The 26,910-nt window shown below is 36.9% G+C and carries 18 protein-coding genes; 5 read left to right on the forward strand and 13 right to left on the reverse strand.

Features of this window, described 5'->3' with window-relative positions:
- The first annotated feature begins 58 nt into the window (after positions 1 to 58).
- The 5 genes from AB657_RS03560 to AB657_RS03580 are packed head-to-tail and all read left to right on the forward strand — an operon-like array spanning position 59 to position 7,970.
- Positions 59 to 3,766, forward strand: coding sequence for an efflux RND transporter permease subunit (locus tag AB657_RS03560; RefSeq protein ID WP_047245236.1), 3,708 nt, complete (start codon positions 59 to 61; stop codon positions 3,764 to 3,766).
- Entirely contained in the window at positions 3,763 to 4,998 is a 1,236-nt protein-coding gene (locus AB657_RS03565) for a TolC family protein (RefSeq protein ID WP_047245237.1), read from the forward strand. The genes AB657_RS03560 and AB657_RS03565 overlap by 4 nt, the downstream gene beginning before the upstream one ends.
- A 3-nt stretch (positions 4,999 to 5,001) precedes the next feature.
- On the forward strand, positions 5,002 to 5,727 hold the full coding sequence (locus AB657_RS03570) for a heavy-metal-associated domain-containing protein (protein WP_047245238.1): 726 nt from the start codon (positions 5,002 to 5,004) through the stop codon (positions 5,725 to 5,727).
- Between the two features lies 1 nt (position 5,728).
- Positions 5,729 to 7,501 carry an efflux RND transporter periplasmic adaptor subunit gene (locus AB657_RS03575; RefSeq protein ID WP_047245239.1) on the forward strand — a complete coding sequence of 591 codons (1,773 nt, stop codon included), beginning with the start codon at positions 5,729 to 5,731 and terminating at the stop codon, positions 7,499 to 7,501.
- A 34-nt stretch (positions 7,502 to 7,535) separates the two neighbouring features.
- Entirely contained in the window at positions 7,536 to 7,970 is a 435-nt protein-coding gene (locus AB657_RS03580) for a heavy-metal-associated domain-containing protein (protein ID WP_047245240.1), read from the forward strand.
- A 688-nt stretch (positions 7,971 to 8,658) separates the two neighbouring features.
- Here the strand turns inward: AB657_RS03580 and AB657_RS03585 are convergent.
- The 13 genes from AB657_RS03585 to AB657_RS03645 form a co-directional block, all read right to left on the reverse strand.
- Positions 8,659 to 10,623: a heavy metal translocating P-type ATPase gene (locus AB657_RS03585; protein ID WP_047245241.1), complete on the reverse strand. Its 1,965-nt coding sequence runs from the start codon at positions 10,621 to 10,623 to the stop codon at positions 8,659 to 8,661.
- Positions 10,620 to 10,982 (reverse strand): DUF3703 domain-containing protein, encoded by a 363-nt coding sequence (locus AB657_RS03590; protein ID WP_047247782.1) that lies wholly within the window; start codon positions 10,980 to 10,982, stop codon positions 10,620 to 10,622. Before AB657_RS03590 ends, AB657_RS03585 begins: the two co-directional genes overlap by 4 nt.
- 54 nt (positions 10,983 to 11,036) lie before the next feature.
- Complete coding sequence (locus AB657_RS03595; protein ID WP_047245242.1) at positions 11,037 to 11,453, reverse strand: Fur family transcriptional regulator; 417 nt, start codon at positions 11,451 to 11,453, stop codon at positions 11,037 to 11,039.
- A 2-nt stretch (positions 11,454 to 11,455) separates the two neighbouring features.
- Positions 11,456 to 13,642 (reverse strand): TonB-dependent receptor, encoded by a 2,187-nt coding sequence (locus AB657_RS03600; RefSeq protein WP_047245243.1) that lies wholly within the window; start codon positions 13,640 to 13,642, stop codon positions 11,456 to 11,458.
- Positions 13,643 to 13,690: 48 nt separating this feature from the next.
- Positions 13,691 to 14,008: a DUF6660 family protein gene (locus tag AB657_RS18225; RefSeq protein WP_047245244.1), complete on the reverse strand. Its 318-nt coding sequence runs from the start codon at positions 14,006 to 14,008 to the stop codon at positions 13,691 to 13,693.
- A gap of 540 nt (positions 14,009 to 14,548) precedes the next feature.
- On the reverse strand, positions 14,549 to 15,148 hold the full coding sequence (locus tag AB657_RS03610; RefSeq protein ID WP_047245245.1) for a DUF6642 family protein: 600 nt from the start codon (positions 15,146 to 15,148) through the stop codon (positions 14,549 to 14,551).
- A gap of 224 nt (positions 15,149 to 15,372) precedes the next feature.
- On the reverse strand, positions 15,373 to 16,422 hold the full coding sequence (locus tag AB657_RS03615) for a glycoside hydrolase family 16 protein (protein WP_047245246.1): 1,050 nt from the start codon (positions 16,420 to 16,422) through the stop codon (positions 15,373 to 15,375).
- 11 nt (positions 16,423 to 16,433) lie between these two features.
- A complete protein-coding gene (locus AB657_RS03620; RefSeq protein WP_232304906.1) occupies positions 16,434 to 17,852 on the reverse strand; it encodes a glycoside hydrolase family 30 protein in 1,419 nt (472 codons plus the stop codon).
- Between the two features lie 93 nt (positions 17,853 to 17,945).
- Complete coding sequence (locus AB657_RS03625) at positions 17,946 to 19,694, reverse strand: cellulase family glycosylhydrolase (protein WP_047245247.1); 1,749 nt, start codon at positions 19,692 to 19,694, stop codon at positions 17,946 to 17,948.
- A 12-nt stretch (positions 19,695 to 19,706) separates the two neighbouring features.
- Positions 19,707 to 21,149 carry a glycoside hydrolase family 30 protein gene (locus AB657_RS03630; RefSeq protein WP_047245248.1) on the reverse strand — a complete coding sequence of 481 codons (1,443 nt, stop codon included), beginning with the start codon at positions 21,147 to 21,149 and terminating at the stop codon, positions 19,707 to 19,709.
- A gap of 207 nt (positions 21,150 to 21,356) precedes the next feature.
- On the reverse strand, positions 21,357 to 22,232 hold the full coding sequence (locus AB657_RS03635) for a PKD domain-containing protein (protein WP_047245249.1): 876 nt from the start codon (positions 22,230 to 22,232) through the stop codon (positions 21,357 to 21,359).
- A 17-nt stretch (positions 22,233 to 22,249) separates the two neighbouring features.
- Positions 22,250 to 23,764, reverse strand: coding sequence for a RagB/SusD family nutrient uptake outer membrane protein (locus AB657_RS03640; protein WP_047247784.1), 1,515 nt, complete (start codon positions 23,762 to 23,764; stop codon positions 22,250 to 22,252).
- Between the two features lie 10 nt (positions 23,765 to 23,774).
- Positions 23,775 to 26,888: a SusC/RagA family TonB-linked outer membrane protein gene (locus tag AB657_RS03645; RefSeq protein ID WP_047245250.1), complete on the reverse strand. Its 3,114-nt coding sequence runs from the start codon at positions 26,886 to 26,888 to the stop codon at positions 23,775 to 23,777.
- Positions 26,889 to 26,910: the final 22 nt, after the last annotated feature.

Consider the following 26,910-nt stretch of genomic DNA (forward strand, 5'->3'; position numbering starts at 1 on the left):
TTATTTTGAAGGTTATTGGGTATTCTACCAATGTCTAACTGTTTAATAATCAAATCATATGCTTAATAAAGCAATCAAATTTCTTATAGAGAATAAACTCGTTGCAGTTCTGCTACTTGCTCTTTTTGTTGGATGGGGAACTGTAAACGCACCTTTCAATTGGGATACTGGATTTTTACCAAGTAATCCTGTGGCTGTAGATGCCATTCCAGATATAGGTGAAAACCAACAAATCGTTTTTACAAAATGGGATGGTCGTTCACCACAAGATATTGAAGACCAAATTACCTATCCATTAACCACTTCCCTACTCGGTATTCCAGGAGTAAAAACCATTCGTAGCTCGTCTATGTTTGGCTTTTCAAGTATTTATATCATTTTTGAAGAAGATGTAGAGTTTTATTGGAGTCGTAGTAGAATATTAGAAAAACTAAACTCATTACCAAGTGGTTTATTACCTGAAGGTGTTAATCCTGCTTTGGGTCCAGATGCAACAGGATTAGGACAAATATTTTGGTACACACTTGAAGGACGTGATGAAAACGGAAACGTTACTGGCGGTTGGGATTTACACGAACTGCGTAGCATACAAGATTACTATGTAAAATATGCGCTATCATCTGCAAGTGGTGTTTCTGAAGTCGCTTCAATTGGTGGTTATGTTCAAGAATACCAAGTGGATGTTAATCCTGAATTGATGCGTCAATATAATATTGGATTGCAACACGTTGTAAAAGCAGTTAAGGAAAGTAATAAAGATATTGGTGCACAAACTATTGAAATCAATAATGCAGAATATTTAGTACGTGGTTTAGGTTATGTCAAGTCTATTTCAGACATAGAGAACGCAGTCGTTACTTCCGAAGATTATACAGCAATACGAATTAAAGACATCGGAAAAGTATCATTAGGTCCCGCAACAAGACGTGGATTATTAGATAAAGAAGGTGCAGAAGTTGTGGGTGCTGTTGTTGTGGCTCGTTATGGTGCAAACCCAATGGAAGTAATCAATAATGTAAAAGAAAAAATTAATGAATTAAGTGCAGGCTTACCTTCAAAAGTATTAGCAGACGGTAGAACTTCACAAATAACCATAGTACCATTTTACGATAGAACAGAATTGATTCAAGAAACGTTAGGTACACTCAATGAAGCCTTAACATTAGAGATACTAATTACCATTTTGGTCATTATCATTATGGTATTCAATCTTCGAGCATCTGTACTTATATCTGGACTACTACCAGTTGCGGTTTTAATGGTTTTTATAGCTATGAAGTTCTTTGGAGTAGATGCAAACATTGTCGCTTTATCAGGTATAGCAATTGCTATTGGAACAATGGTAGATGTGGGTGTCATACTTTCAGAAAACATTATAAGGCACTTGGATGAAGATGACGGAACAAAATCCATCAATACAGTAGTATATAATGCCACAGCAGAAGTATCTGGTGCGATTGTAACCGCAGTAATGACAACAATAATCAGTTTCATTCCTGTATTTACAATGATTGGTGCAGAAGGAAAATTATTCAGACCATTAGCCTTCACAAAAACCTTTGCGTTAACAGCATCTATTATTGTCGCTTTATTTTTAATTCCACCGTTTGCCGCTTATTTATTCAGAAAGAAAAGCATTAAAAACACTTTTAAATATGTTTTAAATGGGGCTTTAATTGTATTGGGTATTGTTGCTATAATTTACGGGTATTGGTTGGGATTGATTTTGATAGCTTTTGGAATTACAGCACTTCTCAATCTTCAAAATAAGGTAACAGACAAACAAACTAATCTTATCAACATCATTATTTCAGCATCTGCGATAGTATTCCTGTTAGCCGAATATTGGCGACCATTAGGCGTTGATAAAAGTATCTTCTGGAATCTCATTTTTGTAAGTGTTATTTGCTTTGGTTTATTAGGTGTTTTTTCACTATTCATCAAATACTATACGCGTATTTTAAGGTGGTGTTTAGACAATAAACTATTATTCCTATCTGTTCCAACAGCTATTGTAATTGCAGGGTTTTTCATTATGAAGAACACAGGCAAAGAGTTTATGCCATCCTTAAATGAAGGCTCATTTCTACTTATGCCAACATCAATGCCACATTCTGGCGTAGAAGAAAATAAAAGAGTTTTACAGCAATTAGATATGGCAGTAGCCAGTATTCCAGAAATTGAAACAGTTGTAGGTAAAGCAGGTAGAACAGAATCAGCATTAGACCCAGCACCTCTATCAATGTATGAAAACATCATTCAGTATAAACCTGAATACATGCTGAATAAAGATGGAGAAAGACAACGCTACAAAGTAAATGAGGATGGTTTGTTTGAATTAAAAGATGGTCGTTTTATTTCTAATCCAAATAATTCCAAAAATGTTGCATATAGCACAGTCAAAAGCTCTCAACTCATTGAAGATGACGATGGTGAATACTATCGTAATTGGCGACCAGAAATTGAATCACCTGATGATATTTGGGATGAAATTGTAAGAGTTACCAAATTACCAGGTGTTACGTCAGCACCAAAGCTACAACCGATTGAAACCCGATTGGTAATGCTTCAAACAGGAATGCGAGCACCTATGGGAATAAAAGTAAAAGGTCAAGACTTAAAGCAAATTGAAGCGTTTGGTGTGCAATTAGAAAACATCATCAAGGAAGCTGAAGGTGTTAAAAAAGAAGCTGTCTTTGCAGACCGTATTGTTGGTAAACCCTATTTGTTAATTGATATTGATAGAGAAAAAATAGCACGTTATGGTGTAAGTATTGAAGAGGTGCAAAACGTATTAAAAGTAGCTGTTGGTGGTATGGTACTAACTCAAACGGTTGAAGGTCGAGAGCGATATGGTGTTCGTGTGCGATACCCAAGAGAATTACGAGCAAATCCAACAGACTTACAACAGATTTATGTGCCAGTTGAAAAAGGCAGTCCTGTTCCATTAAGCGAATTGGCAACCATTCGTTACGAACAAGGTCCACAAGTCATTAAAAGTGAAGATACCTTTTTAGTAGGTTACGTACTGTTCGATAAATTAGATGGTTTTGCAGAAGTAAGCGTTGTTGAAAATGCACAAACATTGATTCAAGAAAAGATAGACTCTGGTGAATTGATAGTTCCAAAAGGTATCAATTATGCATTCACAGGAACGTATGAAAATCAGTTGCGAGCAGAAAAAACACTATCTGTTGTTGTACCGTTAGCATTGGCAATCATCTTTTTAATACTGTATTTCCAATTCCGTTCTGTTGGCACATCATTAATGGTATTTACAGGTATTGCAGTAGCGTTTGCTGGTGGCTTTATAATGATATGGCTCTATGGTCAAGATTGGTTTTTAAACTTCAATTTCTTTGGCGAAAATCTGCGTGATTTATTCCAGATGCACCCCATTAATTTAAGTGTAGCGGTTTGGGTTGGGTTTATTGCACTCTTTGGTATTGCAACAGACGATGGTGTGGTTATGGCAACCTATTTAACGCAAACTTTTAATAGAAATACACCAGAGAATAAAAAGGAAATTAGAGCGTCCATAGTAGAAGCAGGAGAAAAACGTATCAGACCTTGTTTAATGACTACAGCTACAACCATTTTAGCATTATTGCCAGTATTAACCTCTGCAGGACGAGGAAGCGATATTATGATTCCGATGGCCATACCAAGTTTTGGTGGAATGCTCATAGCCTTAATAACCCTATTTGTAGTGCCAGTATTATACAGCTGGAAATCCGAAGTTCAACTAAAAAGAGCAACAAAATGAAATACATAAAAATCAATATAAAAACAGTCTTTGTTCTTTGTTCTTTATGCTTTGTTTTTTCTGCACAAAGTCAAGAGTTAGAAAAGCTTATTGATGTAGCATTAAATAACAATCCAGAAATTCAAAAATTCGAGTTACAGTACAAAAGAGTTTCAGAAAAAGTAAATGAAGTCAATACGATTCCTAATACTGAATTTGGTGTAGGTTACTTTGTGAGCGAACCAGAAACACGAACAGGAGCGCAACGATTTAAAGTATCGGCTAAACAAATGTTACCGTGGTTTGGTACAATTACTTCACGAGAAAATTATATCAGTTCATTAGCCGATGCAAAATATGAGGACATTGTTATTGCAAAGCGAAAATTGATGGCTTCTGTATCACAATCCTATTATAATCTTTATGCTAATAAAGCAAAACAAAAGATTTTAAGCGAGAATATTAAACTATTGGAAACCTACGAAACGTTAGCATTAACCTCTGTTGAGGTTGGTAAAGCATCTGCTGTAGATGTGTTGCGATTGCAAATGCGTCAAAACGAAATGCAACAACTAAAAGATGTTTTAAGTCAACAGTTTTTAGCAGAACAAACGAATCTTAATAATCTTTTGAATAGGGAAAATGATATTGCTGTTACTGTGGTAGATAGTTTAATGATGCCTTCAGAAGACTTTGAAGTCACTACTAAAAATTTAGCATTACATCCCGAATTGTTGAAGTATGATAAACTATATCAATCCATAGAACAATCAGAATTACTAAACCAAAAAGAAAGCAGTCCTATGATTGGTTTTGGCTTGGACTATATCAACGTTTCTGAAAGACCAGATATGAATTTCACGGATAACGGAAAAGATATTGTGATGCCAATGGTTTCGGTGTCCATCCCAATTTTTAATAAAAAATATAAATCTCAAACCAAGCAAAATGAGTTAGAACAGCAAGAAATAACAGCTCAAAAACAGGAACGCTTAAACACTTTGGAAACGCTTTTAAGTAAAGCAATTAATGAGCGTATTTCGACAAGAATAAGTTATGCTACACAGACCAAGAACTTAAAACAAGCCAAAGATGCTGAAGACATTTTAATCAAAAGCTACGAAACAGGAACGATTGATTTTAATGATGTTTTGGATATTCAGGAATTGCAACTAAAGTTTCAATTGAACCAAATAGAGTCTATTAAGGGCTACTATGTGCAAAGCACAATTATTAATTATTTAATTCAATAACAAATGAAACACACATATAAAATTACAGGAATGACTTGTGGCAGTTGTAAAGCATCTGTAGAAAAAAGTTTAGAAAACATAGAAGATGTAACTAATGTTGAAGTTAATCTCGAAAAAGGTGAAGCAGAAGTAAATATGAATAAACATATTTCAACAGATATATTACAAAAAGCATTACCAGAAAAGTATACCTTATCAGAAAAGCAAGAAAAGAATGTGTTTGCATCTACAATGCCAATGGAAGAAGAAAAAAGCAAACTACAGCAATTAAAACCTTTACTACTAATCATCTTTTATATAGCAACGGCAAGTGTCTTATTACATTATAAAGATTGGACTTGGAGCGCATTTATGCTCGACTTTATGGGCTTATTCTACATTGTGTTTAGCTTCTTCAAGATGTTAGATTTAAAAGGCTTCCCAGAATCTTTCAAAATGTACGACCCATTAGCAAAACGAGTTCCTGCTTATGGATGGATTTATCCATTTATTGAAACTGCTTTGGGATTAATGTTTTTAATGCGTCTTAAAGTAGAAATTGCTTTAATAATAACACTTGTTGTATTAGGTATTACAACCATTGGAGTAACTAAAACTTTATTAGATAAAAAATCTATTAGATGCGCTTGTTTAGGTACAGCTTTAAAGTTACCAATGACAGAAGCCACTTTTATTGAGAATGCCATAATGATTGTAATGGCAATACTAATGTTATTAAATATCTTTTAAAATGAAAAAATATATAGTTTACATAGGAATATTAATAATTGGTTTACTCTTGGGTTGGTTGCTATTTGGAAGTTCGTCCAATGAAAGTACAGAGCACAATCATACGGAAACAACAGAAACCAATCAAATGTGGACGTGTTCTATGCATCCACAAATTATGCAACCAGAACCAGGTGATTGTCCTATCTGTGGTATGGATTTAATTCCTGCGGAAAGTGGAAGTGATGGTTTGTTGGCAGACCAATTCAAGATAACTGAAAATGCGATGGCATTAGCCAATATTCAAACAACTGTTGTTGGCAAAGGAAATGTTGATGGCATCACCATTAAATTATCAGGTAAAATTGCTGAAAATGAAGAAGCAAACGCAGTACAAGTCAGTTATTTTTCAGGCAGAATAGAACGATTGAATGTCAGTTTTACAGGTGAGGAAGTTTGTAAAGGTCAATTATTAGCAACCATTTATTCGCCAGAATTGTATGCGGCACAACAAGAGTTAATTACAGCATCATCTTTAAAGGAATCGCAACCTACATTATATAAGGCGGTTCGTAATAAATTGAAGTTGTGGAAGCTATCTGAAAATCAAATTAATCAGATTGAAGAATCCCGAAAGGTGAAAGAAAACTTTCCAGTCTATGCAACCGTTTCAGGAACAGTTACCGAAAAATTAGTAGAACAAGGCGATTACATAAAACAAGGTCAACCATTGCTTAAAATTGCAAATTTCAATACGGTTTGGGCAAACTTTGATGTATATGAAAATCAAATCGATTTATTTAAAAAGGGACAAGAAGTTTTAGTGACTACAAACGCTTATGCTAATAAGGAATTTAAAGGGAAAGTAGATTTCATTGAACCAATATTAAATACCAGAACAAGAACGGTAACCTTACGTGTGGTGCTTAATAATAAGAACGATGTATTTAAACCAGGAATGTTTGTAACCGCAAATATTGAACGAGTTAACGGTAGTAATAATGAGGTATTAACAATTCCAGCATCTGCTGTACTTTGGACAGGTAAACGTTCTGTGGTCTATTTAAAAACCAATCCAGACCAAACCGTTTTTGAAATGCGTGAAGTTGTTTTAGGTAATCAAATTGGTAATGAATATGAAGTTTTAGAGGGATTATTTGTTGGCAATGAAATAGTAACTAACGGAACATTTACAGTAGATGCAGCAGCACAATTGCAAGGTAAAAAGTCTATGATGAATAAGAATGGTGGCAAAGTAATGACAGGTCACGAAGGACATTTAGAAATGGATAATAAGACATCAAAAAAAGAAAGTGACCATACTAATATGAACCAAAGATTGACAGTATCAGAGAAATTCCAAGAACAATTAAAAGTTGTTTACAATGATTATATCAATTTAAAAAATGCTTTAGTAAAAGAAGATTCAAAAAGTACATCAGCAAACGCAACAACTTTATTAAATAAATTGAACAAAGTAGATATGAAATTGTTGTCAGATTATAAGGCGCATAACCATTGGATGTCATTAGTAAAAGAAATACAAGCTTCTGCAACATCCATTTCTAAAACGTCAGATATAAAAGAACAAAGAGACCACTTCAAACATCTATCATCGCACTTAATAAATGCTGTACAACTGTTTGGTGTCAATGAAAAAGTGTATGTGGAGTTTTGTCCTATGGGTGATAATAATAAAGGAGCGTATTGGTTGAGTAAAGAAGAAAAAGTAATCAATCCCTATTTTGGTAGCGCCATGCTAACCTGTGGAGAAGTAAAACAAGTCATAGAATAATTAAATAGAAGTGTTAATAATTAAATTTTAAAAAATGAAGAGAGTAATTTTAAGTGTAGCTGTAATAGCAGCATTAGGTTTAACAAGTTGCAAGAACGAAACCAAAAACGAAACCACAACTACTGAAATATCAAAAGATATGGCAATGACGAATCTGTCTTTTGGTGTAAGAGGAAATTGTGGTATGTGTAAAAATACTATAGAAAAAGCAGCCAATAGAGTTGAAGGTGTTGCAAGTGCTAATTGGGATGTCGATAAAAAGAAGATTGATGTTTCTTTTGATGATACCAAAACAGATGCTATAACAATTCACAAAGCTATTGCAGCTTCAGGATATGATACCGAAAAAGTTGCAGGTAGTGAAGAAGCTTACGATGGTTTACCAGGTTGTTGTAAATACGACCACGAAATGATGATGAATCAATCAGGTGAAATGAAATCGGAAGACCATTCGAATCACAACCATTAAAAACTATAAATTAGAACCTATTGAAATCAAATATTTTGGTAGGTTCTTATTTTAAATTACAATAAACATATTTCAATTCACACACATTTTCCACCACTCCTCTGCCCTTTCAGAAAAAGAGTGTTCCATTAACTGAGTAAAGAAACATATAGATTAAATTTTTCTAGAATAAGATTACTAACATGCGCTTTTAACCAAAGCTAAAGTTACATAACGCAGAACATTATAGTACATTTTGTATTTTAGGTTTAGCCAGTGGCTGAAGCTAAAATCAAGAAAGCTGGTGCGCTGGCGAAATTCCACAGAAGTTTAATCCAAGTAGCTATAATTCTATATTTATATAAAATAGCCCTCAAGCTCTGAGAATCGATTAAAACTTACAAGCGGGTCATCAACCTGTTTAATTTACGTAGTTTCAATATTTCTACACAGAAAAAAATTTTTCGAAAATTTCAAATTTTTAGAAACCCTAGGGAGAAACCTTTCGGCTACTCTATTAAGTTGTATAGTTTTAAGAGAACTTTTAGTTGAATTGCCAGCGCTCCGTCTCGCCTAAAAATAAATACTCCGTGGGTCGCATTTATTTTCTCGCGTGTTTTACCAAAATCCTCTTAGGCCGATTTTAACATCGAGATTCTATTTGAAACAAAGTACTGATTTTTTACCCAATTATTAATTGATGTATGTGCTAACTCCAATTCATTCTCTGCAATCTAACTGCATTCAAAATAGCTAACAATGCTACACCCACGTCAGCAAACACGGCTTCCCACATTGTAGCAAGTCCACCAGCACCAAGAATAAGAACTATGATTTTTATTCCGAAAGCCAATGCGATATTTTGCCAAACGATACGTCTTGTAGAGCGTCCTATTTTAATGGCACGAGCAATCCTTGATGGTTGGTCATTTTGAATAATTACATCTGCCGTTTCTATGGCAACATCACTTCCTAGACCTCCCATTGCTATGCCGACATCACTTGCAGCCAATACAGGTGCATCGTTGATACCATCACCTATAAAAGCAACCTTTGTATCTGGTTGTGCTTTGAGTTTTTCTACTTCGTTGAGCTTATCTTCCGGGAGTAATCCGCCTTTTGCCCAATCGATACCTAATTCTTTTGCAACTTGTTGCGTAATGGAATCTTTATCGCCCGAAAGCATTATGATTTTAGAAATGCCTGATTTGCGGATTTCCTTGATAGCTTGTTGTGCATCTTCTTTCAACTCATCTGCGATAGTTACATAGCCAGCAAATTTGCCGTCTATTCCTACCATTACTATAGATTCAACAATGGTATCTGTCTCCGAAGGAACGTCAATAGCATTTGAAGTCATTAATGCTTTGTTTCCTACAAGCACGGTTTTTCCGTTTGCCGTTCCTTTCAGCCCCTTTCCTGCAATTTCAGATACTTCGCTGGCAACATAGTCTGCGCCTTCGGCTTTGTATTCCATAATAGCCTTGGCGATGGGATGTGTAGATTGCTCTTCCATTGCCATTAGGTATTTCATAAAGTCTGCCTTCGCGAAAGCGGAATCATTTACAACTTCCTTAATCTTAAAAACTCCCTTTGTAACCGTTCCGGTCTTATCCATTACAACGGTATTTACTTTAGTCATTGCATCGAGAAAAGAGGCTCCTTTGAATAAAATTCCATTTCGGGATGCTGCGCCAAGTCCACCGAAATACCCTAAGGGAATTGAAATAACAAGTGCACAGGGACAAGAGATTACAAGAAAGATTAAAGCTCGATAGAGCCAGTCTCTAAAAACGTAATCATCAACAAAGAAATAAGGCAACAACGTGAGTCCTATAGCTAGAAAAACCACAATAGGCGTGTAAATACGTGCAAATTTTCTAATAAATAGTTCTGTTTTGGATTTTCGAGCTGTGGCATTTTGAACCATATCCAGTATTCGAGCAATCGAGCTGTTTTTGAACTCTTTAGTCGTTTCAATTTCTATAACACCATCAAGATTAATACTTCCTGCAAAAACAGACGCTCCTTTCTGGACAGTATCAGGTTTACTTTCCCCAGTAAGGGCAGCAGTATTAAAAGAACCTTTATCCGAAACTAAAATGCCATCTACTGGCACTTTTTCCCCGACACGCACCTGAATCTTTTCTCCTATTTCTACAGCTTCAGGGTTAACCGAAATAAAGTCACCGTTACGATTGACTAGCGCTTCATTAGGCCGAACATCGAGCAATGCTTTTATATTTCCTTTTGCTCGATTGACTGCTGCATGTTGAAATAATTCGCCCACGGCATAAAACAACATTACAGCCACACCTTCTGGATATTCGCCTATGGCGAAAGCACCCAAGGTTGCTATGGACATTAGAAAAAATTCTGTGAAGAAATCTCCATTTTTAATACTATTCCAACCTTCTCTTATTACTGGAAATCCAACGGGTATGTAAGCAATGGTATACCAAATAATTCTCACCCAACCTTCAAAAAATGGTAAAGCATCAAAATAATCAATGGCAATACCTACGATAAGCATTATAAAACTTATGATAGCAGGAATATAGGTTTTTAATCTGGAAACACTCTCAGTGCTATTATGATTATGCCCATCATTGTGACTATGCTCTTTTTCTGAATCTGGTTTTAAATCTCTTAAATTGACTTTCTTTTTTCTCATTTTGTATTGAATAATTCTTTTATATCATCAGGAATAGGCATAGGTCTTAATGGTGGTACATTTGTACCTCCTGTATTGCCTAGCGGTATATGGTTAATAAACGATTTCCAACCGCCAACAATTAATCTAAGGATTTGTCCAAATACTTCTTTTGTATTCTTGTCCATCACCCCAAACTTTAGCATCAACCAATGTGAATAGGTATGCTCAATTGGGTAAGATTGACCTATGATATGACTACGCTCTAAATGATACCAAGCACTACCATATTGTTTATTTTCTAAACAAGTACTGTATTGTTTTAATTCTTCATTATATGCCTGCTTAAGATGTTTAGGTATTTTAGTATTAAACTTCATATCCATTAATTTTCGGATAAAATTAGTTTAATAGCTAGTGCAATGGAAGTGCATTTATTGCCCACTACACTTATCGCAAATACCTTTTACAACCAAGTTTACATTTTCTGAAACAAAACCTTCAGGAACTTTTATTTGAGGTATCTTATGGTCTGTTAAGCAAACGGTTTCATTGCAACTATTACAATGGAAGTGTAAGTGTAAATCGGTTTTTATATCACAGTTACAGCCTTGTTCACATAGTGCATATTTGGTTATTCCAGTGCCATCATCAATCTGATGTACAATATCATTTTCCTCAAAGGTTTTTATAGTTCTATATAACGTAGTTCTATCTGCCTTTTCAAAAGCATTTTCAATATTACTTAGTGTCACAGCTGTCTTGTTTTCGGAAAGAAACTTATATATCAATAACCGCATGGCTGTAACACGAATATCTTTTGATTCTAATAGTTGTTCAATTGTTTCCATAATTAATTGTGGTCTTCGTTGCCAAATGGTTTAATGATAAGTCCTACACTAAAAATAAAACCATCTGTTGGCGCATAAATCTCCGGAAAGACAGGATTATCGTGAGGTGGTAAAACTAATGGAGAAAATCTGCTTTGTCTTCTATCTGTAAAGTTCTCAAAATTGATAAATACGCTTCCCAATTTAAAATTACGCATTAACAGTAAACCCATAGTAACGAAATCTGTTGTTTCAGTACCGTTTGATAAAAGTTGTTTTCCTGTGTAATAAGTCTCATAGCCAATTCGCCATTTCTCAGACTCGTACATTAAAACGCTACCAGCATTGTGCTTTGCCGTTAAAGGTTTTTGTGGGTTACCTGGCAAATAATTTAGTTTGGTATCAATAAGCGCATAGTTTAAAAACCATCTAAAGTCTTTATAAGTGAATTTAATATTGGTTTCTGCTCCTTTACTGAGGATTTCATCTGGGGCATTTTCAAATTGAAAAAATCCGTTATCTGTTGAATTTAGTAGCAACCCCTTATTTATCGCTGTGATATAGAATAGTTGATTAATAGAAAAACCAATCTCATCGGTTAAACGTGATTGATAGTTAAAATCGAAATTTACACCATAAGAACGTTCTGCATCTAGTGCAGATTTATCTATAGCAAGAATACTTTCAAAATTTATATATTCTGCTTCTTCTGTAAATATATCTGGTATTTTGTAACCTAAACCACCGCCTATTCGACTTGAAAACCCATTATCAGTTTTAAAAAGCAACGATATTCTCGGCAGTGGGAAAAAGCCAAAATCATTATTATAATCAGCTCTAAATCCTGTTTCTAAAATCCAATTATGTGATAGGTCATAGATGTTATTGGCAAATGCACCAAAGGTTACATCTTTTTGGTCCCGTTGTAGTAGTGAATTATCATTCTCGTTAAAGTTTGAGGAATACAAATTTACTCCAAATATCCAATCAGCTTTTTCTGTTTCTCTATTATAGGTAATTTCAGTAAAGGTATTAGCTTGTTTGCCATCAAAGTTTAAATCAGGAACAGTCAGGTTTCTATCGAAAAATGAAAAACTATTTTTAAACTGTAATGAACTAATAGAATCGAACTCTGTTTGATAGACAAGTTGACTACCTAGACGTTTTGAAATGTTTTCCTCAGAATATTGATGAATACCATTTTCTCCGCTTTCAATTTTGGTAATATCTCCACCAACTCTATCGTCATAGGTTCCATTTAGTCCAAACCAAACTGTTGTTTTTTCTGATGGGTAATAAAATAGTTTTGGGTTTAATGATATTGATGTAGTTTTCGGTAAGTTACTAAAGCCATCTTCTTCAGGGTCAAAGGCTTTTTGTGAATGTCCAGACCCATATAGAGATACACCAAACTTTTCATTTCGTTTACTGTAAAAAATGTTTGCTGTACTACCCAATGCTTGTGTTTGAGTGAGCATAATATCCAATGCAGGTTCTTTATCTGGTGTTTTTGATACCATATTTACCAATCCGGCAATAGCTCCACCTCCATACAATGTTGATGAACTACCTTTTATTATTTCAAACTGCCTGAGATCTAAAGGTGGTATTTGTAGAATGCTCAATCCGCTAGAAAAGCCACCATATAGCGGAAAACCATCTCTCAATAACTGCGTATATCTTCCGTCTAATCCTTGAATACGTATATTTGTGCTACCACTACTTAATGAGGTTTGTTGCATTTGTATACCTGTACTTTCGCGTAGTACCATAGAAATATTCGTAGGATTCATTATTGCTTTTTCCCCTAATTCCTCGACTCCGATAAACTCGATACGTGTTGGTATCTTTTTTACTGTTCTAGTGCTACGGCTTGATTGAAGTACAACTTCATCTAGTTCATTAGCACCTTCTTTAAGTTTAAATATAAAACTCGATTCGCTTGGAAGTTGAATTGTAGTTTCTAAAGTTTCAAATCCTAAAAATGAAATTACTATTTGATATTGTCCGTCGGGTATTTCTTTAAACACAGCAATACCGTCGAAATTGGTTATTGCGCCTTTTTCTAATGTTTTAAAATAAACTGTTGCACCAATTAACGGTTCATTTTCAATCTCTGAATAGACGTTTATTTGAATATTTGATGTTTGTGCCTTTAACGATAGGCATAGCATTAATATGAGCTTTATGCTCAATATATACTTGTTCATTGAATATGATTGTAATTAACTAAAAAGTTGAAATGAAATAGTGAAGTTTTAGCTAATTATTTGGGGTGGTTGCCAAATGTTGGAATGAAAGTTAAATCTATAAATTGACTGATAAGTAGCAATTAATTGTGCAGAAATATTGTGATAAAAATTGAGCTTAAATGTGACTAAAGGCTCATATGCTATTGTCATACCACAACAATTACAAATACAAGTTATAGGACAAGAATCGTCATTATCTTCTTGATGATTGTGGGCAACACTCAATTCTTCCTTTTGCAAGTCTTCAGAATTTTGACCATCAGAACACGGCGCTGCGATCAAAGTAAACATTATAATTGCTAATATGAAGCTTAAGAATTTCATTAGTACAAAGATATTAAATTCTAGATGCAATGGTTGTGCAAAGGCATATTAGCCATTACATACACATTACCACTTCGCTCCTATCGTCACTTGGGCAAAGAGTATTCCATTACCTTTTTAGAAGAAAGTTTTTATGAAGAAAAAAATCAATGAAGATGGTAACAACTTTCGCTTTTACCAAAGCTCAAGTTACATAACGCGGAACATTATGATACAGATTTGTCTAATGTGTAAAACGGCGCATGCTTGCATTTGATATAATATCAGATATGACGCCTTTAGGTTCATATCGGCAGATATTATGTCAAAGCCGTTTTACTAGAGTGTTCTTTTGCCAACGCGCCATCTCGCCGCCAATTAAAATCATCCATAGGATAATTTCAATTGTCACGTGTAAGCTATAATTCTATCATATCAAATATCCCCTCAGCATTTAGTTATTAAAGAGAATTACGAACAGGGTCATCAATCTGTTTAATTTACGTGGCTTCAATATGGGATCCTGTAATTAATGAAAAAGACTGGTTTATAATCCTACAATCAATAGTACAACCTAAAATCCAGCAATTTACAGATGTTGTAATGCCTTTGGTGCAGCTCTTCGACCACATCGAACATATTGTCATCTTCCTTAAATAAGTTAAAGAATGCTTTATCGAGATTTACGCTGCTTATTCCGTTAAATACATTGCCATAGCCAGAAACGGCTTTTGCGTTGGTGATATCCAAGAAGTATTGAGCTTCCTCCTCGTCCAAATCTAGCACTTTTGCATTTGAAAAATGCAGGATCTTACCTTTTAACCTTCCCTCGAAAATTTCAGCAATTTCCTGTAAACTATAGTAGTAGTCGTTTAAGCAGATACTATTGGCCTCACCGGTCATTACCAGGTAGATGATTTCATAGTCCTTAAAATTATGATCGTCCAAGACCAAAGCATTTAAGCTATCTTCGAGCCCTTCGATAGTATCGCATGTTTTATAGATACTTGCTATGCCATATGTAATGGCTAGATGCTCTAAACTTGCCTGTGTCTCGGTCATTTGGGGTGTTTCTATGTCAAGAACTCCTTCTAAACAGTAAATGAAATGTTCTTCTTCTGTAAATTGTTCTTGGGGCAGTTGTCGTCTTTTCTCTAGCAAGTCTTTTCAATTAAACATGATAGTATAAAATTAAGGCAAGTCCACTGTTCTTACGGGCGTTTTTGTATTAATTTATGAGTTGACCAATGCCTGCCCCCTACTCACGGTGATGGTCATCGGGTTATAAAATGGGATTATATAAAAAAGGAAGGTCTACCCGACCTCCCCTTTTTTTAAAACGGTATTTGGCAAGTGCCTATACCCTTTATGAAAGGCGATATGCCTTATTGGTATACCCGAACGTAGTCTATTTCCATGGTGTCCTCAGTGAACTCTGGATCAATATCACCTCCTAGGTTACCTCCCATGGCTATGTTCAATATAATAAAGAAATCGGCATTAAAGGGTAGGTTCTCGTTGTTTTCCAAGGTTACATAACGCACATCATCATAATATACATGAATAAGTTCCGGTGTCCATTCCAAGGAATACAAATGAAATTCGGAAGTAGATGTACTTGCTTCGGTTTCCAATCCGTAATGGGCATAAGAATCACTTGCGCTATCTTGCCAATGGAAAGTACCTAAAACCTTATTTTTTTCCCATCCTGTCTGCTCCATTATATCCATTTCACCGCAATGGGGCCAACCTACGGTGGAAAAGCTTGAGCCCAACATCCAAATTGCTGGCCATGTTCCCTGTGATCCGGGCAATTTTGCACGTACCTCTATTTTACCATAGGTAAACGACTGTAATCCCTGTGATTTTAATCTTGCGGAAGTATATCCCGTTCCATTGGCCTTGGCAACGATTTTAAGCACCCCGTTTTCTACCACGGCATTTTCAATATTATCGGTGTAATTCTGTAACTCGTTGTTGCCCCAACCATGGTCCCCCAGATCGTAGCCCCAGTTAGAAGGATTTGGGGCGCCATCTGTATCAAATTCATCCGACCAGACCAATTGCAATTCATTATATACATATACGGTTATGGTGTAGGTGGTACTTGCAAAGCCTGCGGAGTTATATGCCGAAACAATAATCGGATATTCATTGGTGCCTGCTTGGTCAAAAGTGTAACTAAAAGTGGGGTCGGTTAGCTCTAGTGTTTCATTGTTTATCAAAACCTTGTACGAAGTAGCATTGGTGGCCGTAATGGTGAAATTAACAAGACCACTACCATCTCCGTTGGGGTTATTGCCATCGGCGCCCGCTAAAACTCCGGAAATGGATACATTGGTAGGTATGTCGGGCCCGGTGGTTTCATCTTCGTTACTACTACAGGAGAGAAACGAAAAAAGCACTGTAAGTATCAAAAAGACCGTATTTTTCATTTATTTATTTTTTAAGGATTATGGCTTTGGTAAATTAAGGTTTGCATGGCATGCGGGGGAATGGTATAACTGATTTCAGATCGGTCTACCAATAATTTATAGGTAATGCTATCGTCCGTTTTGTTCATAACAACGGTTACTAACTGCCCGTCCGGATTTTTGAACGAAGTGCTTTCAATAGTGCTTCTGCTCGTAGTGGTACTTACCCGATGGGCACCTTTTTTAATGAACTTTGAGAAATGGCCTATGTAAAAATAGGATGGTGTATAGATAAGTTCATTGGTCTTCGTATTGGCATGAATGGGTGCAAAACAGAAATTCTGAACATGGTTCGGACCTCCATTTTCATCCAATAAAATATTCCAATCGGTCCAGCCTACCGTACCATTGTTGAAATCGTTGATCATGGAATTGCCATAACGTTCTGCGTTGGACCATCTTTGGTATTGTGTAGGGTCAAACCCTTCTTGACATCCTTCTGTAAATAACAGATTTTTGGTAGGGAAGGATTCCTTTATATTTTTTAGGTTGTCGTATTTAGGCTCGCCACCACTCCATGTTTCATACCAATGAAAACCAATGCCCCAGGCATATTTCATAGCTTCCGGGTCTTCGAAAATGGTATTTGCACGATGTGAGATCAAATCTCTGTTATGGTCCCAAACTACAATGTTCTTATCACCCATTCCCGCTTTTTCAAATGTGGGCCCCAGATAATTCTTTAAAAAATCCCTTTCTTCCTCTGCCGTATAAATGCAAGACTCCCATCGTTGCACCGCCATGGGCTCATTTTGAATGGTTACCCCCCAAACCGGTATATTTTCGCTCTCATAGGCTTCAATAAATTTAATGTAGTAATTTGCCCAAGCTTGATAATATTCGGGTAACAACTTACCCCCTTGCAACATATTGTTGTTCGATTTCATAAAGGCAGGAGGGCTCCAAGGACTTGCATAGAATACCAGGTCATCGTTGATCAATGCCTGTGCCCGTTTGATCATCGGGATACGCTTCTGCTTATCTTTTTCTATGGAAAATGTTTTAAGCTCTTTGTCCCCTTCTTCAATATAGGTGTAGCTTCCCAATCCAAAATCGCTACTGTGAATACTGGTTCTAATGATATTATAGTTGATTCCTTCTTCAGAATAATAGGCACGTAACAACTCTTCTTGCTTGTCTTTGCTCAAAGTTGAAAACACTTCGGCCGCAGCGTCCGTAATGGCTCCACCTATGCCCAAAAACTCTTGAAACTGCTTTTCTGGATGAACAAATATGGCCACTTCGTTTTCCAAGGGTTGTAGGGCCTCTTTAAAAGTAGCCTTTGAATCAGGGGACAATCGTTTTTCGGTGTCTTTGGCAGTTGTGTAAACCTCTACATTTTGGCCGTTAAAAGACCTTGCAATGCTCTCGGTCGGCTTCTCGTTCGACACTTTCAATGCCTCCTTTTTTGAATTGTTACACGAAACCAACAGCACTAATGTTGCTATGGGTATAAAATATTTATTTTTCAAAACTTTATATATTTATTTAAATTCTAGATAGTTAATAATTGCTCCACCATTGTCAAAAACCAATTTGATTTTATGTTCTCCTTTTGATAATTTGATATTTTCAACGGTTATGGTCTTATATACGGTCTCGTCAATTGTGGTTTTAGGTAGTGCAACAACTTTTGAAATGTGTTTTTTATCGTTTTCCAAATGAAAAGATGCACCCGTGACATTACTTGAGTATCTTATGGAAACGTCAAATTCTCCTGCAGTCTTGGCGTAAACGGTATATTGCAACCATTCGCCATCATGAATATCAAAAACTTCATATCCATTCGATTTTTGGTCATTGCAGGTTTGGATATCAACACCATCATTTCGCATTTTTCTTCCTTTGTTCCAAGTAACGGGTTTACCGGTATCTATTCTATAATTGATATAATCATTATCTAAATAGGCATGGCCATTGGTACCTAAATCATAATCTGTTGCGTATACAATACCTGGAATGTTATGTTCTTTAAAGGGTTTGGTGGTATCTGTTCGCACTTGCCTGAACATGGCATCGATAACATCGGGCTTTATGGTAAGCTGTTCCATTTTGTAATTATCGGCCAGTTGCATCAACGCATTAAATGCAAAATCTTCAGAAGGTTTCTCTTCTCCGTTTTTCCAATAGTTGAGCAAAGTTTCATAACCAGGGTTTTTTGTGACCGAAGTAACCCCTGCTGTATTATCTACTTTTTTCATGGGCCAAAACGCCCAACCAATATTATGGCGCTCTACTAAACGTATGGCCTCTCTAAACCATACGTTAGAATTTTCGCCACTTTCGCCCAACCAAATCGGCACATTATACTCCTCTCTGTAGTCCAAGAATTTTTGAATGGATGCTTTGGTGTTGTAATTCCAGTATTTATGGAAACTTAACACCATATTGTTGTCCCATACCGGTAGAATACCTTCGTAGTTATTTCCCCAACAATTACCTTCAATAAAAATAATGTGATTGGTATCCACTTCTCTAATGGCTTTGGTGATATCGACCATTAGCTGTCTTAAAGGTGCATTTGATGTTTCGTCGCAGCCGTTTTTATTTTCACCGGTAAAATTCCAGTTAGGTTCGTTGATAATGTCGTATCCGGCAATCCATGGTTCATCTTTATATCGGTTTGCAAGCTTTCGCCATAAAGAGATCATTTTTTTTTGATTGGCCTCACTTTCCCACAGTGATGGTTTAGCGGTGTCATAATCAGATATATTGGCGTCGTTTCCTTGGCCACCTGGTGCGGCATGCAGATCCAAAATAAGATACATTTGATTTTCCTTGCACCATTTTAGCACATCATCCGTCATTTGAAATCCTTTTTCGATCCAGGTGATTTCTTCACTGTTTTCGTCTTCAATAGGTGGTGTATATAAATTATAGTGCATGGGCAACCTTACAGAGTTAAAGCCCCAAGCGGCAAGCGAATCTATATCTCTTTTGGTTACGCCGTTGGCCAAATAAGCATCATAGAATATCTTTGTTTTCTCATCACCTATCAGGTCTTGTATTTTTTGTTTGATGACATGTTGTGGTCCTGCAAAATTTGCTGTTTGCAACATATAGCCTTCCTGAACCATCCATCCGCCAAGGCCCAAACCTCTCAATAGTACATTGTTTCCATTGCCATCAACGATGTTCTGTCCTTCAGTATGTAAAAAATTTTGTGCGGCTATACGGTTGCATGAGATTGAAATCACGCAAAACAGGATAAGGTTAAAACATATTTTTTTCATTACATTATTTTTTTACCAAACATAAGTACCTACCGCTCCTGCTTTAAGAGAAGTTGAAACCGACTCGCCAGGGGTTTTTATGTTGAATGATTTATCTATTTCTGTATTGTTTACTACGATGACCACGATGTTTCCATCAGGTGTCTTGAAGGCAACGTTTGGCAATTCATCAGAATAATTCGAAGCTATTCTATGTGATCCAGGCCTGACGAATTTTGAAGCGTGCGCAATTATATAGTAAGCTACGTTTCTTTGTACGTTATTGCCATCTATGGTTAGTGCTCCCAAACATTCTGTACAGCCTCCTTGGGTATGTGGTTCCAAACTTGAGTTTGAAGCTAAATTCCACTCCAAAACCGTTTTACACCAATTTCGGGTTGCACCTACTATTAATTCTCTGGTGTGCCAAAGTAAGTTTTCATCAAAATTACTGTTAGCGCCTACCCATTGTTCCGTAAAATATAAATTCTTATCAGGATGTGCATTGTGCAATGTGGTGAGATTGTTTATGGAGCCATTGTATAAATGAAATGCCGAACCGTCAATGTATGGATTTGCTTCGGCATCATCCAAAATACTTGTAGCATACGAAGTATTATCTGCATTGTGGTCCCAAATTATAATTTTGGTATCAATGTTGGCGGCTTCAAAAGCGGGGCCTAAAAAATCTTTAATAAACAATGCCTGATCGGTAGATTCCATATACATACTTGGATTATTACCATCATGATACGGTTCATTTTGAATGGTAATGGCATCTATGGTAATTCCTTCTTCTAGATAGGCTTGAATATATTTCACGAAATAATTAGCATAGGTTTCAAAATATTCGGGCCTTAGACTTCCACCTATGGAATTGTTGTTGGTTTTCATCCAAGAGGGTGCGGACCAAGGTGATCCCATTATTTTTATGTTAGGATTTATTTCAAGAATTTCATTTAATACAGGAATGAGATGTTCTTGGTCCGGGGCTATGGAGAATTGTTCCAGATTTTCATCGGTTTCCCCGGTTGGCAGGTCATTGTACGTAAACGGTTCTGCATCCAAATCGGAAGCCCCAATGCTAACACGCAAGTAACTTACCCCTATACCGTCTTCACTGAATAGTTCATTTAAAATAGTTGCCCTATCAGTAGGGGCCATGTTATGTAAATGTAGGGCACTGCCACCTGTCAAGGAAAATCCGAACCCATCCATTTCCTGATACGTTACATCAGGATCAACCGTAATGGAGAAATTTATATTTTCTAAAAATAATGGTACATTGGTGGGTTGTAAGCTGAACAACTCTGATTGGTCCGCCTCGGTCAAATACAACGCTACATTACTGTAGGTAAGAGTCGACCCTGGGTTATTTGAATCAGAATCTAAATCTATATCATCGGAGCTAGTTCTGTCAGAAGAACAATTTATGAGCAGTGTACTTGTAAAAAATAAAACAATAAACTTATTCATTTAAAATCGTCGATTTAGGGTTAATAGCTAGATTGAAATTTTGGTTTCTATAGTTTATGCTTGTTGCGTGTAAAATAAAATCTTGGCAATAACAATTGATTGGAAGCTCTTTAAACTAATAGATAAAGTCCACATCCAGTTGAACATGGACTTTAAAATCAAATAAACTAACTAAAACAATTACTAAACGTACTTCATTCCATTTGGTCACTCTCCCGTACCTCTCATTTCGACATTTGAAATTGTGTAACCTGGAACAGTACCGCCACCACATTTAATAACTAAATAAACCGTTCCAGAAGTATCAAATGTTACGGTATTGCTTACCACCCCTGAATAGGAATTGGCAACACACCCAGTTGAAGAAAGAAAGTCACTTAATGTTCCTGTGCCACATCCGGTCCAGGTATTTAGTCCCATGACAACATCATTTCCATAATCGCTCCATTGTACAGGTTCTACAGTGCTGGCAAAAACTTCGAACCAAGCCTCATCGTTACCATCTCCGGAGATAAACATATCTATTTCATATTCTCTTCCGGCAACCACTTCAATAGCTTGATAAATTGCCTGTTGATTGTAGTCACTAGCGGTGATCGTTGCACTATTTTCATTAAAAGTCCAACTAGCCCCGCTAGCGCTTATATTCAAAATCGTCCATTCCGCATGGTCATTTTCATTTTCGAACTTTCCGCCCCTGACCAGGTTTCCTGCGACTGGATCGGAGCTTTCTATATCAATTGTTTGGATAGCGGTTTTTGACACCCCTCCTATTCCCGTAACCTTATGTTGAATCGTATACGTGCCTGCGTCTGGATAAAAAACGGTTTCTTCGGTTCCACCGGAAACAAAACCAATACCTTTACCCAAGTCCCAACTAGAAGTTAGGTAGCTGCCATTAGCTGTAAGTACATACGTATTATTGGCATCGGCAACATCGGTTATGGTAAAGCCTGCATCCAGTTCGGTTGCTACAAGGCCATTGCCTTCTTCAATTTCATCGGGTTGACAAGCAATCAAAAGAGCCCCCATTGCAATTGCCGTATATCTAAACCCTATATTTAAATTTATATTTAGTTTCATTGGTCTGTGTTTAGAGATTAATAATTAGGGTTTTGTTCCAGCAATGTATTTTCCAATTCAGTAAGCGGAATTGGTAAAATCTCATGTTTACCGGCAACAAACCCCCTATCTGCCAATACTGTAGCTGCCTTACCTGTTCTTACCAGGTCGTACCACCTATGGCCTTCCCCGGCCAATTCCAATCGGCGCTCATTTAAAATAGCATCCATTGATACGGGGACGGAAGGTAATCCGACCCTTGCCCTCACCGCGTCCAGCAATGCTTGTGCACGCGTTCCGCTACCCCCAAGGGCTTCTGCTTCCAATAAATATGTATCGGCCAAACGCATCATATACGTATGCTGTTTATAATTAAGTTCGGTAGCACCACCTCCTGTTGATTGATCTGAATTTAAAGGCATAAACTTTTTAAGAAAATAACCGGTATACTGGTAATTCTCTTCCAACTCTACTTCGCCAGCCTCTACATAAGATTGTAAGTCTTCGATGGTGGCGTCAAGCCTAGGGTCTCCTTCAAGTGCATCGTATAAACTTTGGGTTATTACGTTAAAACCCCATCCTGCGGCATAGTCGGGTGCGGTGGAACCTGAAGTACGAACGTATCCCCTTGGCCCGACCATTACATTTAAGCTGTTGCCTTCGTCATCGCCTGCGCCCCAATTGCCCCAATCGGCATTACTTTTATCGGTATGTGCTATTTCAATTATAGATTCACTGTTATAAATATTATCTACATCCCATAAATCTGAAAAATTGTCAAGTAATTTATAGCCATATGGACTTGTAGAGCCAGGGGTGCCATTTACCTCGGCCAGTTGCGAAGCTGCTTCACTATTTTTGCCTTGGTACAAATATACTTTGCCTAATAGAGCCTTGGCAGCACCTTGTGTTAAGCGTCCTGCTTCATTGGTAAGATCTAAAGTAACAGGCAGGTCTGGAATTGCTTCCAGTAAATCGGTTTCTATTTGTGCATACACTTCGGTGGGATCGGCTTGGGTAACGTCATAAATTTCATCTGTACTGAGTGGGGCGGTAATTAACGGAATGTTCTTGAACAACCTGACCAATTCAAAATAATAAATGGCTCTCAAAGCTTTGGTCTCGGCCGTAAACCTGGCCTTTGTATCATCGGACATATCTACATCGGGTAATTTTGTCAAGAGCGTATTTGCTCTGAAAATGCCCTGATAGAAATCGCTCCAATAACTGGTTCCAATTGTTGATTCGCTAATCGTGTAATTAGAAAATACTTGAAACTGTAAACCATCTGAAGAACTTCCTCCTCCTGCATAGTGATCATCGGAACCGGAGTTTAAGAACGCAATCATGTTTTCGAATCCACGGGATTGCTTTCCTATAACGTCGTAAACTGCTACTAGGCCAGAATATGCTTCGGTTTCGTTTGAATAATAGTTTTCTTCTAGTGTAGTTCCCTTGGGTTCTACTTCAAGAAAATCTTCACTACAGGATATCATGAGCATCAATATTGGCAGAGCAATACCTAAACCCATTATTTTATTAATATTTTTCATCTCTCTTTTTTTAAAATTGTAAATTAATTCCAATTTGGTTTGTAATCGCCTGCGGGTAATAACCTCGATCAATACCCATAACCCCTCCTCCAATTTCAGGGTCGTAACCGCTGTAGTTGGTAAATGTAAATAGGTTCTCGGAAGTAAAGTAAATCCGTAATTTGCTTACACCATACTTACTTAAGACATCGGAGGGAATCGTGTACCCAAGTTGAATTGTTTTTATTCTTAGATAATCTCCATCTTCTAAATAAAAATCCGAAGGATTTGAAAAATTGTTGTTGGTGTCGTTTGTAGTTAACCTTGGGTATGTGTTAGAGGTGCCTTCTCCGACCCATCTACCTAAGGCCGCTGTTTGATAATTAGCGTTTTCTATATCCAACCTTCTTAGAGCCTGGAAAATTTTATTGCCACTTGCACCCTGACAGAATACCAAAAGGTCAATGTTTTTGTAATCAAGATTAAAGGTGAAACCAAAGGTCACTTTAGGGATAGAGCTTCCTAAAAAATCCCTATCATCAGAATCGATATCGCCATCGTCGTCTAAATCTTGCCATTTAAAATCTCCAGGTTGAGCATTTGGTTGAATTACCGTTCCATCGGAACTGACATAACTATCGATTTCTGCTTGATTTTGAAAAATACCGTTGGTTTTAAAACCATAGAAGGAATTTACCGGTTGTCCTACCTGTGTTCTAGTGATTGGATACGTACTGGACTGAATGGTTTCGCCTCCGGATAAAAAATCCACTCCATTACCTAAATAGGTTACTGTATTTTTTAAAAACGATACATTTCCGTTTAACGACAAATTAAAATCATTAAAACTTGTGTTGTACCCAAGTTCCAGGTCAACACCCGTGTTTTCCATATCGGCTACATTTCCTGTAGGGCTTGCCACTGCACCAACATACCCTGGTATAGTAACACTTTGCAAAATACCCGTAGTTACTTTTTTGTACCAATCGAATGTCAAAGAGAAATTATGGAACAATCTGGTATCAAAACCAATGTTTAATTGACTTGTTTCTTCCCATTTTAAATCTGGGTTCGACGGTGCATCCGGACTATTACCGATAACAACGGAACCAGAGGTGCCTATAGTATAGTTTCTACCTCCACTTACCGTTGATAGGTATTGGAAATCTCCAATGGCATCACTACCTGTAACACCATACCCACCTCTGATCTTTAATTGGTTGACTACCTCATTATCTTTCCAAAAATTTTCCAAAGAAGGTACCCAGCCTGCAGAAAACGAAGGAAAAAAGCCGTATTTGTTATTGGCTCCAAAACGTGAAGACCCATCACGTCTTATAATTGCCGTAAGCAAATATTTTTCATCATAATCATAGGTTAACCTAGAAAACAAAGAGTTTACTGTATGCTCATTACCTGTATATGCCGATGCGGTTATTTGGTCCGTAGGTACACTAAAGTTAAACGATGCATCTTTGTAGTTGTCCACTGGAATATCAAAATAGGTTACTGTTTCTCCAGAGGAAATATTGTCGACATAAGCTCCTTGACCCAATAGGACACTAAAATTATGATTGCCCAAAGTCTTTGCATAGGAAACAGTGTTCTCTATATTCCAACCAAAACCTTTATTTGTAGATCTTGAAATATTGTTCTGTGTGGTTATAGAGGAAGCATTTAAGTAAGACACCGGTGTATAGCTTTGGCTTCCCCAATAAGAAAGCTTACCACCTAAAGTACTTCTGAATTTTAAACCTTCAAGAGGTTCAAATTCTAGATATGCGTTTCCAACAAAGTTATCTGCCCATCCATAATTTCCCAATTGCGTTTGTTGGTATGCCAATGGATTGGACATTTCTTGTGCCACCAAATTGGAAATGCCGTACGGATTACCGTTTTCATCTCGCCATATACCATTGTTGGTGTAGGGAGCTTGTGCTATTAAAATTGGATCTGTTTCAACTGTTGGGGTTAACGGATCTAAATTTATGGCAGAAGATAACGGACCGCCAAATTCACTGTTGGTATTGCCAATGCCTATACTTTTTTCGTTAGAATATCCGACGGTTTGCCCAAAACGCAATTTGTCGGTTATGTTATGGGTAGAATTTAGACGGATGTTTTTTCTAGTGTAGTTAGAAATATCACTTAATACAATACCTTCTTGATCTGTATATCCAAATGATGCATAATATTGAGATATCTCGTTGCCACCACTTAAACTTAACTCATGACTGGTTCTTGTGGCGCCTTTGTTAAAAATTTCCGATTGCCAGTCTGTGCCTTCGCCCAATGAAGCCGGATTGGAATATATGATATCTCCGCCACCATTCACTGATTTTTCATTTAATAGGGTGGCATATTCCGTGGCGTTCAAAAGGTCTAACTTTCTTGCAGGGGACGATATGCCCGTATACCCGTTATAGTTAACACTTAATTTACCTGATTTTCCTTTTTTGGTAGTTACAAGAATTACCCCCGTTGCCGCTCTTGCCCCATAAATGGCCTGAGACGCGGCGTCTTTTAATACCTCTATGGATTCAATATCGGACTGGTTTAAATACCCTATTCCTCCAGAATCCACCACCACACCGTCTACTACCCATAGAGGTTCGTTACTGCCCAACGTGGTAACACCCCTTACCCTAACCGTTGATGAAGAACCGGGCTGACCTGAATTGGCGGCAATGGTAATACCCGAAACCCTACCTTGTAACGTTTGTTCAACCCGTGTTATCGGCAGGTCTTCAAGTTCGCTCTGCTTCACTCCCGAGATGGCGCCAGTAATAACACTCTTCTTTTGAGTACCATAACCTACCACGACTACCTCGTCAAGTTGTTGAAGGTCTTCTTGTAAAACAATGTTTAAATCGGTGCTGTTCTGTATTACAATGTTTTGGGTTATGTAACCAAGATAACTGATGGATAATGTAGCACCAACCTTGGTGTCGATTGTAAATACACCGTCAAAATCTGTTACAATACCATTGGAAGTGCCTTTTTCAATTACGTTTGCACCAGGAATAGGCATACCTGTTTCGTCATTTACAATTCCATGCACGGTAATCTCTTGTGCAAAAGAAAACCATGAAGATAGAATACATAAAATCGTCAAGGATTTTAAAATGAATTTGTGTTGTTTCATGTTAAGTTTGATTTAGTTTTTG

The sequence above is a fragment of the Maribacter thermophilus genome (assembly GCF_001020565.1).
In the GTDB taxonomy this organism is placed as follows: Bacteria; Bacteroidota; Bacteroidia; order Flavobacteriales; family Flavobacteriaceae; genus Maribacter; species Maribacter thermophilus.

What these genes read in the sequence shown, in the direction of transcription:
- AB657_RS03560 (WP_047245236.1), top strand. Translation starts at nt 59, where the DNA reads ATGCTTAATAAAGCAATCAAATTTCTTATAGAGAATAAACTCGTTGCA.
- AB657_RS03565 (WP_047245237.1), top strand. Translation starts at nt 3,763, where the DNA reads ATGAAATACATAAAAATCAATATAAAAACAGTCTTTGTTCTTTGTTCT.
- AB657_RS03570 (WP_047245238.1), top strand. Translation starts at nt 5,002, where the DNA reads ATGAAACACACATATAAAATTACAGGAATGACTTGTGGCAGTTGTAAA.
- AB657_RS03575 (WP_047245239.1), top strand. Translation starts at nt 5,729, where the DNA reads ATGAAAAAATATATAGTTTACATAGGAATATTAATAATTGGTTTACTC.
- AB657_RS03580 (WP_047245240.1), top strand. Translation starts at nt 7,536, where the DNA reads ATGAAGAGAGTAATTTTAAGTGTAGCTGTAATAGCAGCATTAGGTTTA.
- AB657_RS03585 (WP_047245241.1), bottom strand. Translation starts at nt 10,623, where the DNA reads ATGAGAAAAAAGAAAGTCAATTTAAGAGATTTAAAACCAGATTCAGAA.
- AB657_RS03590 (WP_047247782.1), bottom strand. Translation starts at nt 10,982, where the DNA reads ATGAAGTTTAATACTAAAATACCTAAACATCTTAAGCAGGCATATAAT.
- AB657_RS03595 (WP_047245242.1), bottom strand. Translation starts at nt 11,453, where the DNA reads ATGGAAACAATTGAACAACTATTAGAATCAAAAGATATTCGTGTTACA.
- AB657_RS03600 (WP_047245243.1), bottom strand. Translation starts at nt 13,642, where the DNA reads ATGAACAAGTATATATTGAGCATAAAGCTCATATTAATGCTATGCCTA.
- AB657_RS18225 (WP_047245244.1), bottom strand. Translation starts at nt 14,008, where the DNA reads ATGAAATTCTTAAGCTTCATATTAGCAATTATAATGTTTACTTTGATC.
- AB657_RS03615 (WP_047245246.1), bottom strand. Translation starts at nt 16,422, where the DNA reads ATGAAAAATACGGTCTTTTTGATACTTACAGTGCTTTTTTCGTTTCTC.
- AB657_RS03625 (WP_047245247.1), bottom strand. Translation starts at nt 19,694, where the DNA reads ATGAAAAAAATATGTTTTAACCTTATCCTGTTTTGCGTGATTTCAATC.
- AB657_RS03630 (WP_047245248.1), bottom strand. Translation starts at nt 21,149, where the DNA reads ATGAATAAGTTTATTGTTTTATTTTTTACAAGTACACTGCTCATAAAT.
- AB657_RS03635 (WP_047245249.1), bottom strand. Translation starts at nt 22,232, where the DNA reads ATGAAACTAAATATAAATTTAAATATAGGGTTTAGATATACGGCAATT.
- AB657_RS03640 (WP_047247784.1), bottom strand. Translation starts at nt 23,764, where the DNA reads ATGAAAAATATTAATAAAATAATGGGTTTAGGTATTGCTCTGCCAATA.
- AB657_RS03645 (WP_047245250.1), bottom strand. Translation starts at nt 26,888, where the DNA reads ATGAAACAACACAAATTCATTTTAAAATCCTTGACGATTTTATGTATT.